This window comes from Pedobacter sp., from assembly GCF_045628745.1.
In the GTDB taxonomy this organism is placed as follows: Bacteria; Bacteroidota; Bacteroidia; order Sphingobacteriales; family Sphingobacteriaceae; genus Pedobacter.
On record NZ_JAZQPU010000054.1, the window covers coordinates 35,590 to 48,079 of the forward strand.

At 37.6% G+C, this 12,490-nt stretch carries 14 protein-coding genes; all 14 read left to right on the forward strand.

Annotation, left to right across the window (positions count from 1 at the left end; translation table 11 throughout):
• Positions 1 to 9: 9 nt before the first annotated feature.
• The gene (gene nrfD / locus ACR2F7_RS02405) at positions 10 to 1,482 is read left to right on the forward strand and encodes an NrfD/PsrC family molybdoenzyme membrane anchor subunit (protein ID WP_432712017.1); all 1,473 of its coding nucleotides are present in this window, start codon (positions 10 to 12) and stop codon (positions 1,480 to 1,482) included.
• A 2-nt stretch (positions 1,483 to 1,484) separates the two neighbouring features.
• Positions 1,485 to 2,021, forward strand: a complete 537-nt coding sequence (locus ACR2F7_RS02410) for a DUF3341 domain-containing protein (protein WP_432712018.1) — start codon at positions 1,485 to 1,487, stop codon at positions 2,019 to 2,021.
• On the forward strand, positions 2,014 to 2,598 hold the full coding sequence (locus ACR2F7_RS02415) for a c-type cytochrome (protein ID WP_432712019.1): 585 nt from the start codon (positions 2,014 to 2,016) through the stop codon (positions 2,596 to 2,598). Before ACR2F7_RS02410 ends, ACR2F7_RS02415 begins: the two co-directional genes overlap by 8 nt.
• 14 nt (positions 2,599 to 2,612) lie before the next feature.
• Entirely contained in the window at positions 2,613 to 3,827 is a 1,215-nt protein-coding gene (locus ACR2F7_RS02420) for a quinol:cytochrome C oxidoreductase (protein WP_432712020.1), read from the forward strand.
• Between the two features lie 94 nt (positions 3,828 to 3,921).
• Entirely contained in the window at positions 3,922 to 5,130 is a 1,209-nt protein-coding gene (locus ACR2F7_RS02425; RefSeq protein ID WP_432712021.1) for a cytochrome c oxidase subunit II, read from the forward strand.
• Between the two features lie 20 nt (positions 5,131 to 5,150).
• Complete coding sequence (locus tag ACR2F7_RS02430; RefSeq protein ID WP_432712022.1) at positions 5,151 to 7,034, forward strand: cytochrome c oxidase subunit I; 1,884 nt, start codon at positions 5,151 to 5,153, stop codon at positions 7,032 to 7,034.
• Positions 7,035 to 7,115: 81 nt separating this feature from the next.
• Positions 7,116 to 8,174: a COX15/CtaA family protein gene (locus tag ACR2F7_RS02435; RefSeq protein ID WP_432712023.1), complete on the forward strand. Its 1,059-nt coding sequence runs from the start codon at positions 7,116 to 7,118 to the stop codon at positions 8,172 to 8,174.
• Between the two features lie 14 nt (positions 8,175 to 8,188).
• On the forward strand, positions 8,189 to 9,091 hold the full coding sequence (gene cyoE, locus ACR2F7_RS02440; protein WP_432712024.1) for a heme o synthase: 903 nt from the start codon (positions 8,189 to 8,191) through the stop codon (positions 9,089 to 9,091).
• Between the two features lie 11 nt (positions 9,092 to 9,102).
• Positions 9,103 to 9,687, forward strand: a complete 585-nt coding sequence (locus ACR2F7_RS02445; protein WP_432712025.1) for a cytochrome c oxidase subunit 3 — start codon at positions 9,103 to 9,105, stop codon at positions 9,685 to 9,687.
• Positions 9,688 to 9,717: 30 nt separating this feature from the next.
• Positions 9,718 to 10,425 carry a cytochrome c oxidase subunit 3 gene (locus ACR2F7_RS02450; protein ID WP_432712026.1) on the forward strand — a complete coding sequence of 236 codons (708 nt, stop codon included), beginning with the start codon at positions 9,718 to 9,720 and terminating at the stop codon, positions 10,423 to 10,425.
• A gap of 19 nt (positions 10,426 to 10,444) precedes the next feature.
• On the forward strand, positions 10,445 to 10,798 hold the full coding sequence (locus ACR2F7_RS02455; protein ID WP_432712027.1) for a cytochrome C oxidase subunit IV family protein: 354 nt from the start codon (positions 10,445 to 10,447) through the stop codon (positions 10,796 to 10,798).
• 4 nt (positions 10,799 to 10,802) lie between these two features.
• Complete coding sequence (locus tag ACR2F7_RS02460) at positions 10,803 to 11,507, forward strand: SCO family protein (protein WP_432712028.1); 705 nt, start codon at positions 10,803 to 10,805, stop codon at positions 11,505 to 11,507.
• 8 nt (positions 11,508 to 11,515) lie between these two features.
• Positions 11,516 to 12,088, forward strand: coding sequence for a DUF420 domain-containing protein (locus tag ACR2F7_RS02465; RefSeq protein WP_432712029.1), 573 nt, complete (start codon positions 11,516 to 11,518; stop codon positions 12,086 to 12,088).
• Positions 12,089 to 12,200: 112 nt separating this feature from the next.
• The coding region (locus tag ACR2F7_RS02470) for a sigma factor (RefSeq protein WP_432712030.1) at positions 12,201 to 12,490 on the forward strand (290 nt) is incomplete at its 3' end.

Below are 12,490 nucleotides of genomic sequence, written 5' to 3' on the forward strand. Positions count from 1 at the left end.
AAAAATGATATGTCAGGACATAACGAATCAATATTAAGAGAACCACTAATCACCGGTAATAATATCACGTATAAAAAAATTACGGATGATATTTTAACACCGGTGGAAAACAAGCCGAATAAGGCATGGTGGATAGGATTTATTGTAGCAGCATTGGGTGCCCTTTTATGGGTATTCGCTGTGGGCTACACCTTCTGGACCGGTATTGGTGCATGGGGATTAAACAAAACTGTAGGATGGGCGTGGGATATCACCGGTTTCGTATGGTGGGTAGGTATTGGACATGCTGGAACGTTAATTTCAGCGGTACTCTTACTCTTCCGTCAAAACTGGAGAAACTCCATTAACAGATCTGCAGAGGCAATGACAATTTTTGCCGTTATCTGTGCCGCTACATATGTAGTATCCCACATGGGAAGACCATGGTTAGCTTATTGGGTTTTACCTTTACCTAACCAGTTTGGCTCTTTATGGGTTAACTTTAACTCCCCATTGGTTTGGGATATGTTTGCCATCTCCACTTACTTCTCTGTATCCTTATTATTTTGGTACACAGGTTTACTTCCGGATATTGCAACCATTCGTGACCGTGCACAAGGCTTTAAGAAAAGAGTATATACAGTTCTTTCCTTCGGATGGAATGGTAACGTTAAAACATGGCAACGTTTTGAAGCTGTGTCTTTAATCCTTGCCGGTATCTCTACTCCACTTGTACTTTCAGTACACACTATTGTATCCATGGACTTTGCAACATCTGTAATTCCTGGATGGCACACTACAATTTTCCCTCCTTATTTCGTGGCCGGAGCTATTTTCTCTGGGTTTGCCATGGTATTAACCCTGTTATTGGTTGTACGTAAGGTAATGGGCTTAGAAAACTACATCACAATGTTCCACATTGAGTCGATGAATAAAATCATCATCTTAACAGGATCTATCGTTGGTGTGGCTTACTTAACGGAGTTCTTTATTGCCTGGTATTCAGGTTCTGAATATGAGCAATACGCATTTATCAACCGTTCTACTGGTCCTTACTGGTGGGCATACTGGATGATGATGACCTGTAACGTGATCTCACCGCAATTACTTTGGTTCAAAAAAATCCGTACTAGTATACCTGCAACCTGGATTCTATCTATTGTTGTAAACATAGGTATGTGGTTTGAGCGTTTTGTAATTATCGTGACTTCCCTTCACCGTGATTATTTACCATCAAGTTGGGCGATGTTTTATCCAACATGGGTAGATGTAGCTGTATTTGTTGGATCTATTGGTCTTTTCTTTACTTTGTTTTTATTATTCCTAAGGGTTCTTCCTTCAATCGCTATCGCAGAGGTTAAACTATTGTTGAAAACATCAAGTGAGCAAAGAAAATTAGAGTTGATTAAAGAAGGACATCTTGATAAAGAACAAGTAGATGAATATGTAGAGTCTTTAGATAAGTTCGATAGTGTTAAACAAGAAGAATACGCAAAAATATAACCATGAGTAATATCAAATATATCTTAGGCAGTTTTGGTGATCCTGACGAAATGATGCATGGCATCGACAAGTTGCAGGAAAATAACATTAAGATACATGATGTGTATACGCCTATGCCTATACATGGCATCGAAGCCAAATTAGGAGTGAAACGTTCAAGGTTAGATATTGCAGCATTTTGCTTCGGTATAACCGGTACCATCACCATGCTTTCGTTTGTATACTGGGCAACGTCTGTTGACTGGCCTATAAACATAGGTGGTAAGCCACACTTTCCTTTGGCAGATTTTATACCAATCACATTTGAGTTAACGATCTTATTTTGTGCTTTTGGTTTAGTAGGTTCTTATTATGCATCTACACATTTGTTCCCAGGAAGAGCACCAAGAGTAATGGATTTAAGAGCTACTGACGACAGGTTTATCATCGCTATTGATGCGAAAGAAAATGTTGAACATAGCAAAATAGACAACCTGTTAAAAGACGCAGGGGCTTTAGAAGTAAAATATAATGAAAGGAAATATATTAGCTATGAATAAGACTAAAATAGTATATGTAGCATTATTTGCATTAACTGTAGCTGTGTCTTTTTCATCATGCAGCGATAAAAGCAGTCCGGGATTGGAGTATTCAAGAAATATGTATGATCCTCTTGCTTATAATCCAGATCAGCCTAACAAGAATTTTGCAAACGGGCAGACCGCACAAACACCTCCTCCAAATACGGATCCAATAGGTTTTGTAAAGTATGAGTATGCAAATACCAAAGAAGGTTATGAAGCTGCTGGTGCAGCCTTGGTTAACCCATTGGCTTTAACAGAAAAAAACCTGGTTTCAGGTAAACATTACTACACTGTTTTCTGCTCACCTTGTCATGGTGATAATGGTGATGGAAAAGGCCACCTGGTACAGATTGAGAAATACACTGGTGTACCGTCATACCATGGAGATGCAGCGTCATCACGTGGTGGTCTAATGAAGGATTTATCTGCTGGAAAGATTTATCATACCATTATGTATGGATTAAACAACATGGGTTCACATGCATCCCAGTTAACTCCTGAAGAAAGATGGAAAGTAGTGATGTATGTTCAACAATTACAAAAAATACAATAGAAAAGCAAGAATAAATGGGAACTCATAATTATAATTTTACTGAGCAGTTTGAGTTTACAGGAAAAGCAAAAACTTTGAGTGTAATCGCTATCGTTATTGGTATAGCGGCTATAGCATATGGTTTTTCTAATCATGATCTTCATGAGCGGACTTTTGCAAACCTGTTACTAATGGGATACTACTTTGCATGCGTATGTATGTCAGGGGCCTTCTTTTTAGCAATTCAATTTGTTGCACAGGCAGGATGGTCTGCCTCTATTTTACGTGTGCCAGAAGCAATGGCAAAGACACTGCCTATCGCAGCTGTTATCTTAGTTGTTATTGTAGGCTCAGGTTTATATTCACACAATCTTTATCACCACTGGTATGCTCCAGGATTAACTGATCCGAACAGTCCTAATTTTGATAAACTTATTCAGGGAAAGTCTGCTTTTTTAAACGCGCCATTCTTTATGGCCCGTCAGATTATCTTCCTTGCGCTTTATAGCTTCTTCGCTGTTTTATTAAGCAGGTTGTCTAACAATGAAGATTTAGAAGGTGGTTTAAATTCTTACCGCAAAAGCTTTAAATACTCTTGTATATTTTTAGTGATCTACGGTTTTACACAACCAATCTTTGCTTTTGATACTATTATGTCTTTAGAGGCACACTGGTTCTCTACCATGTTTGGTTGGTACAACTTCGCAGCAATGTGGGTAAGCAGTTTAGCAATCATCGCTATCATCTTGATTCTGTTAAGAAAATCAGGTTATATGCCATGGGTTAACAACAGTCACTTGCATAACCTTGGTCAATTCATCTTTGGTTTCTCTATTTTCTGGACTTATGTATGGTTTGCTCAGTTTTTATTGATCTACTATGCTAACATGCCGGAAGAAACCGTTTATTTCTATAAACGTTTTGAATTTTATAAGTTCTGGTTCTGGTTAAACCTGGTATTGAACTTCTTAGCACCAGTATTATTATTGATGGACCGTGATAACAAGAGAAAAGAAAATTCATTATTAGTCGTTTCTATCCTTGTATTGTTAGGTCACTGGGTTGATTATTACCAAATGATTATGCCAGGTGCCGTAGAAGAACATAATGGATTTGGATTTATTGAAGTTGGTACAGCGGTAGGTTTCGTAGGTTTGTTTACCTTTGCCGTGTTAACTGCTTTAAGTAAGAAGCCATTAATAGCTAAAAACCATCCTTTTTTACAGGAGAGTTTGAATCACCATTTGTAACTGGTGATTATAATAAGAATTAATTAATTGTGTAGAAGTACAGCGTACTACCTTTAAGAAAATGAGTTTAAGAAAATTTATAAGTAATAAAACAATGGCGGTTTCAGCGGTAATGGTAACTGCGTTTGCAAGTACCAGCGCCTATGCTCAGGAAGCTGCCGCAGGTGCTGCCGCCACGGCTGCAGCAAAACCTGTAGACATGGGGCCGATCTATAAATCGGCAATTTTTTACGCGATGCTCTTTTTATTGCTGTGCTTATTTATAGCGATAGTAGGAAAGGCCATGCGTGTTTATGAACTTACCCGCGAAGCACAAGACAAACCTATTGGCATTAACTGGAACGCGGTCAATGCGGTGCTGTTTGCCTTATTCCTTATTGTAGGTCTTTATGGCGTATATTGGGAATATACAGTTCATGGAAAGATGATCTTGCCGGAAGCAGCATCAGAACATGGTGAGAAAATTGATCAGATGTTTAACATCACTTTAATTATCACAACTATTGTCTTTATCCTTACCCACATCTTTTTATTCGCTTTCTCTTATATCTACAGACATAAAGGTGATAGAAAAGCTTACTACTATCCTCACAACAATACCATTGAGAAAATCTGGACAATCACACCAGCATTGGTTTTGACAGTTTTAGTATTGATGGGCTTTTTAACATGGAGATCAATTTTCTACAAAGTTGAAGATCCAAACAATAAGCCATTAAGTATTGAAGTTACAGGTTCACAATTCTCATGGGCTATTCGTTATGCGGGTGCTGATGGTGTTGTTGGTCGTAAAAACTTTAAACTGATTACTTCTCAGAATGGTTTAGGAATGGATTTTACAGATAAAAATAATCTGGATGATCAAATGGCAGATGAAATCGTTCTTCCGGTAAATAAACCAGTAAGGTTCACTTTAACCAGTAAGGATGTGCTTCACAGTTTTTACATGCCACATTTCAGGGTACAATTGAATACTGTTCCAGGTATGGCTTCGTATTTTGAATTTACGCCAACCATCACCACGGCTGAGATGCAAACCAAAGTCAATGATCCTGCATTTAAATATGTTTTATTATGTGCTAAGATTTGTGGTCAAGGTCACTTTAACATGCAAAAAACAGTAAGAGTTGTTTCTCAGGAAGAATATAATGAGTGGATTAAAAAACAGCCTGTTTATATCAATAACGACTTAAGGAAAGAATTTAATCTGCCTTTAGTAGCTGAGCCTGTTACTGCTCCTGCAGATACAACGGTTAAAGATTCAGCTGCAGTTACAACAAATCAACTGGCTTTAAAAAATTAAAAATACAGGAATAAAGCATTATGTCAACTATAACTTTACACAATACGCACAACGAGGATCATTCACATGGTCATCACGAGCAGTCTTTCTGGTCAAAATACGTATTTAGTCAAGATCACAAAATGATCGCTAAGCAGTTTTTGATAACAGGGATTATCATGGCCGTTATTGCCATGGGCTTGTCTATTCTTTTTCGTCTGCAGTTAGCCTGGCCAGATAAAAGTTTCCCGATTCTGGAGACGTTTTTAGGTAAATGGGCTGAAGGTGGTAGAATTAAACCCGATTTTTACCTTGCCCTGGTTACCATTCACGGTACCATCATGGTATTCTTTGTATTAACAGCAGGACTGAGTGGTACTTTTAGTAACCTTCTTATTCCTTTGCAACTCGGTGCAAGAGATATGGCTTCGCCATTTCTGAACATGTTATCTTACTGGTTCTTCCTGATCGCTTGTATCGTGATGATGGGCTCTTTCTTTATACAAACCGGACCGGCAAGTGCTGGTTGGACAGTTTACCCTCCATTATCTGCATTGCCGACGGCAATTTCAGGTTCTGGTTTAGGGATGACGATGTGGTTAATCAGTATGGTTCTTTTTGTTGCTTCTCAATTAATGGGTGGTATCAACTATGTAAGTACTGTATTAAACATGCGTACTAAAGGTATGGATATGTGGAAAATGCCTTTAACTATCTGGGCTTTCTTTTTAACTGCCATCCTAGGTGTGTTATCTTTCCCTGTATTAGTTGCTGGTGTTGTTCTTTTAATATTTGATAGAAGTTTCGGTACAAGTTTCTACTTGTCTGATATCGTTATGGGTACTCAAGTACTTCCTAACGAAGGTGGATCGCCGATCTTATGGCAACATTTATTCTGGTTCTTAGGTCACCCTGAGGTATACATTGTTATTATGCCAGCCTTAGGTATCTCTTCTGAAGTGATTTCTGTTAACTCTAGAAAACCTATCTTCGGTTACCATGCCATGGTTTATTCATTAATTGGTATTACCGTATTGTCATTTATCGTATGGGGTCACCATATGTTTGTTACGGGGATGAATCCTTTATTAGGTGGTGTATTTATGATCACTACATTGATCATTGCGGTACCATCTGCTGTAAAAACCTTTAATTACCTGGCTACATTATGGAGAGGTAACATCAGGTTTACACCAGGTATGTTATTTGCTATTGGTTTAGTATCTTTCTTTATCTCTGGCGGTTTAACAGGTATCTTCTTGGGTAATGCTTCCCTGGATATCAACTTACATGATACTTACTTCGTTGTTGCCCACTTCCACCTTGTAATGGGTTCTGCTGCCATCTTTGGTATGCTGGCTGGGGTTTATCACTGGTTCCCTAGAATGTTCGGAAGAATGATGAACGCTAAATTAGGTTACCTACACTTCTGGATAACGTTTATCTGTGCTTACCTTGTTTTCTTCCCATTGCACTTTTTGGGATTAGATGGTGTGCCGCGTCGTTATTACGCCTTCACTGAATTTGAGTTCATGCAAAAATGGGTTACAGTTAACGTATTCGTTACCTGGGCAGCAATTGTAGCTGCATTAGCACAGGTTGCTTTCTTATTCAACTTCTTTTACTCGATTTTCAAAGGTAAAAAAGCTGATCAGAATCCTTGGGGTGCAAATACTTTAGAATGGACTGCTCCAGTTGAACACCTACATGGTAACTGGCCAGGAGAATTGCCAACAGTATACCGTTGGCCATATGACTATAGCAAACCAGGTGCTGAAGAAGATTTCATTCCTCAAACAGTACCTTTCTCTGAAACAATGAATTCAAACATGCCACATGATTTTGAAGGTAATGCCGAATCAGAGCGTATTCAAAAAGAATGGTTCTTGAAACAAGAAGCTGAAGCAAAAAGTACACAAGACTAATTTTAGTTTTATATAGAAGATGGGGTATCTGCAGTGAGTAAATACTTACAACAGGTACCTCATTTCTTTTAAAAAACATCCATGATCCCTAAATCACAGGCCAGATTTATCAGGCTTAATCTTATCACCATTGCAGTGACTTTATTGGTCGTTCTTGCTGGGGGAATTGTGCGTAGCACGGGTTCAGGGATGGGATGTCCGGATTGGCCTAAATGCTTTGGTCAGTATATACCACCAACCTCGGTGGATCAGTTACCCGCAGATTATAAGGCTAAATATGTTGAACAACGTATGGCTAAGAATGAGCGCTTTGCACGTTCCTTAGATAAACTCGGTAAAAAACACCTCGCAGATCAAATTCGCCATGATCAGTCCATTTTAGAACATGAAGAGTTTAATGTAGCAAAAACCTGGACAGAATACCTCAACAGGCTGGCCGGTGCATTAACAGGCTTCTTTATGCTGGCTGTCGCTGCCTACTCATTTGCTTATCGTAAAATTGCTAAACGTATTTTAATACTCAGCATCGTTAATCTTTTTATTGTCGCATTTCAAGCCTGGTTAGGATCTATTGTTGTTTCCACCAATTTATTACAATGGGTTGTTACGGTTCATATGTTGTTAGTCCTGGTTATTTTAGCTATCCAAGTGTACACCTATGAATATGCACAACAACTCCATAAAGAAAAGGTAATCGTGATCTCTTCGATGGTATGGTTAAAAGTAGTTGTCATTTCTTCCATCATATTAAGTATTATTCAAATTATTCTGGGTACAGAAGTAAGGGAAGCTATTGATATAATTTCTAAAAACTTGTTTTATTCTGCGAGGGAAACTTGGGTAGGCAACGTTGGCAATATATTCGTCTACCACAGAGATTTAGCCATACTGGTAGCAGTGGCTAATGTAATGCTCTACAAGTTGGTGATGGATAAATTTGGTGGTAAAGCCACGGAGCTTTGGGTAGGTAATTCTATTGTAATTGTTTTAATTGTGCAGGTCTTAAGTGGCATTTTATTATCTAACTTTGCTCTGCCTCCATATGCACAAGCAATACACATATTGTTCTCCATGGTATTATTCACGCTGCAATTTTATTTATATCTGTTGGTGTATAGGACAAGTACGTATAAACATTAATTAAAAACTATAATTTGAAACCATATTTAGCAGATTTTTCAAAACTTATTAAATTCAGACTTACATTTCTAGTTGTATTTTCTGCGTCTATTACATTTTTGATGGGATCTAAGATGCAAGTTTCCAGAGGTGATATCCCTGGAATTGACTGGAATGGCTGGTTGATCTTAATTGCAGGCGGATTTTTTGTTACAGCAGCAGCCAATTGCTTTAATGAAATTATCGAAAAGGATTTAGATAAGCTCATGACCAGAACTAAAGACAGGCCTATGCCTGCTGGTAGAATGACTACCGGGCAGGGGTTAGTAATGGGCCTTGTAATGGGTATGTTTGGTACATGGCTGTTGGGAAAACTTAACCTGGAAACAGGCTTATTATCTGTTTTTTCTATTTTGCTTTATGCATTCGCTTATACGCCAATGAAGCGTAAATCTCCAATAGCTGTTTTTATAGGGGCTATACCAGGAGCCTTGCCACCCCTTATTGGTTACCTTGCAGCATTAGGTAAATCAACTACTTTTTATCCTATTGACTATACCATCGCTGTTATTTTATTTTTAGTACAGTTTGCATGGCAATTCCCTCACTTTTGGGCTATTGCATGGGTACTAGATGATGACTATAAAAAAGCAGGTTTCCGCTTATTACCAACCACTAAAAGAGATAAAATAAGTGCATTGATAACCTTATTAAGTGCCATCATTTTAATTCCGATCAGCTTGTTACCTACGTTTTATGGTTTCGGTGGTTATTACATTGGAGGCATTTCCTTAATTGCAGGTTTGGTTTTTGCATGGTATGCTTTAAAGCTATACCTTAACCTTGATTTGCCGAGTGCCAAGAAGTTGATGTTTTGTTCCTTCTTTTATTTACCGATAGTACAGGTAGTACTGTTATTTGATTTTATAACTAAATAATTATACCATTAATGGATCAATCAGTTAAGGATAGAGAGCAGCGCGAAAAGTCTGATTTCAAGCCAAAGAAATTTATTATTTGGTTATTTGTAGTTTCCTCAACCATCATGTTTGGTGGCTGGACGAGTTATTACATTGTTTTTGCCGCATCAAAAGGCAAAGGACATGGTTTGGTGTTGCCAGATGTTTTTATGTACAGCACACTCGTACTTTTATGCAGTAGCGTTGCTTTATTTCTTGCTTCAAGGGCTTTCAGAAATAAACAATTTCAACAGCAGAAAGTATTTTTGTGGTTAACGCTTTTATTGGGTGTTTCTTTTGGCTATCTTCAAATTGAAGCATGGTCGAGTTTATACCACAGTGGTGCAGTATTGTTGAATAATAATGCTGCAATTTCCATCATTTATATAGTATCTGGATTTCACTTGCTGCACATTATTGCCGGGCTATCCATTATTGCTGGTGCCTTAGTTGGTGCTTACGGCCATATATCTGAGGATAGGTTACAATTTAGAATGGAAATATCTTCCATATTCTGGCATTTTATAGATATATTATGGATATATCTGTATGTTTTTTTACTTTTGAACAGTTAGATTTTTTAACAAACTATTACAATCAATAAAATGGATTCATTATCACAATTAGATCAGGTAAAAACTACTGCATGGAGCGGCGGACGTTCACCATGGTCCGTAGAGTATGGCAAAATAATGATGTGGTTTTTCTTGCTTTCTGATGCATTTACATTCTCCTCATTACTCGTGTATTATGGTGCACAAAGGTTTACTAAGTTTACCTGGCCAGATCCGGATTTAGTTTTCCAGTCAATTCCAGGCATTACAGATTCAGGAGCACCTCTGGTGTTTGTAGGTATCATGACTTTTATTTTGATCATGAGTTCAGTAACTATGGTACTTGCTGTTGAAGCTGGTCATAGAAGAGCTAAAAAAGAAGTTATCTGGTGGATGGTTGCTACCATCATTGGTGGTTTAATGTTCTTAGGTTGCCAGGCATTAGAATGGACACACTTACATCATGAAGGCTTTTGGTTTGCCTCTTACCCTGATCCCGCAGCACTTCAACATTATTTTAATGGTCCTGTATCTACGGTAGCTGCATTACAGTTCTCTAACTTATTCTTCACCATCACTGGTTTCCACGGATTCCACGTATTTACAGGTGTCATCATTAACATCATCATCTTATGTATGACGATTAATGGTGTTTTTGAAAAACGCGGTTCTTATTTAATGGTAGAAAAAGTAGGCTTATACTGGCACTTTGTTGATTTAGTATGGGTATTCGTATTTACTTTCTTTTATTTGGTTTAATCTTTTTATAAAAAATATAATGTCAGAACATAACATACATACAGCAGAAGGACACGCGCACGATGACCATGCTGGTTTAAGTAAGAAAAAAATATGGCAGGTTTTCGGTATCCTGTTATTGATTACAGTTATCGAATTCATCATTGCCTTATGGGTTCTTCCACATGGTTATATGTCTCATGCAGTTGGTAACTTTATTTACATCGCTTTAACATTACTTAAAGCATTTTATATTGTTGCTTATTTTATGCACTTGAAGTATGAGAAACTAGGCTTACAGTTATCATTATCTGTCACCTTTATATTCATCATTTACTTCATTGTGTTGATGCTTATTGAAGGAAACTTCCTGCATTTGCACATGGCTGTTTAAATACATGAAATTATTTCCTATTAAAAAAATATTAATCCTGGTCACCATATTAGCGGTACCAGGATTTTTATATTATCAGCTACAAGACAAAGGAAAGAACCGGTATAAGCCACTTCCTTATTTTGGACCGAAAACTGTTGCGTCAACTTTTCATTCTGTAAAGGGCACTAAAATACCAGATACAAATTTCCACCAGATCAGTGATTTTAAATTATTGAATCAGCAGGGAGATACGGTGAGCTGGAAAAACTTCGATAAGGAGATTGTGGTATTAAACCTTTTCTATACCAGCGATAACCAGGCTACACTTACAGCCAATAATGCACTGAAGGTTTTGCAAAAAACCTATGGTAAAAATAAGGTGATTAGTTTCGTTAGCTTAAGCATCGACCCTAAAAGGGATACCCCTGATGTTTTAGCTAAATATGCTGCCAAACACCAAGCCGTACCGGGCAAGTGGGACTTGTTAACCGGTGATAGTACCCAGGTCTATAACCTTATTTATAAAGGACTACTTCTTGATGCCGTTCAAAAAATTGAAAATGGCAAAACCACTTTCGCTTATAATAATTTATTTGTCCTGATAGACCCCCGTCAACATATCAGAGGCTTTTATGATATTTCCGCTCAGGAAGACTATACCAAATTAGATGAGGAGATTAAAGTCCTTATTGTAGAAGAATTACGTAACAATACAGACGGTAGATAATATACACCATGACTTTAAATGATAAATTTTTCTCCAGGTTAATCTGGATCGTTTCTGCAGTAGTTTTAGTTGTCGTTATTATACTGAAGCTGGTTCCACCTCCGGCCAACAAACCTTCATTTATCTATCTCCTGCCGCATCTTATTGGTGGTATCAATGCAACGTGTTCCTTGTTGCTCATTTTGTCATTAGTTTTCATTAAACAAAAGAAAATCCAGGCCCATAAGGTTACCAATGTCATTACATTTATGTTATCGGCAGTGTTCTTAATCTTCTATATCCTTTTTCATCTTTATGAGAAGGACACCAAATTTGGTGATGTTGACCATAATGGCATACTTTCAGCAGTTGAACTTGCTGCCGTGGGGAGCTTACGTTATGTTTATTTCTTTATCCTATTTACGCACATTCTTTTAGCCATTGTGGTTTTGCCCCTTATTCTGATCAGCTTTTTAAGAGGATTCAGCATGCAGGTAGAAAGACACAAGAAAATTGTACGCTGGGCCTATCCAGTATGGTTGTATGTGGCGGTAACAGGAGTTATTGTTTATCTAATGATTTCCCCATATTATAACTTTTAAATCAAGAATATAATATTCTTAACAATATCTTGCTTAAAGTTGATTCTTAAATGCTATTTTAGTCTTTCTAAATTTATTAGGCTTTATTCCTATAGTTTCGGAGGGGGGATTAATGCAAACACAAGAATCAGCAGCACATATTGAATCAGGGAATGATTTGCTCGACCTTATTGAGCAAAATGACAAATCTGCTTTTACTGATTTTTATTCGGAATATTTTCAAAAATTGATCCTGGCTGCTGATAAGTATGTTAAGAGCGTAGCCATTGCCGAAGAAATTGTGCAGGATGTATTTCTTAAATTGTGGGAAGATAAAGCCCTGTTACCTACTATAATTTCTTTAAAACCCTATTTGTACCGTAGTGTTATCAATGCGTCTATTAATGCAGTAAATAGGCAGCG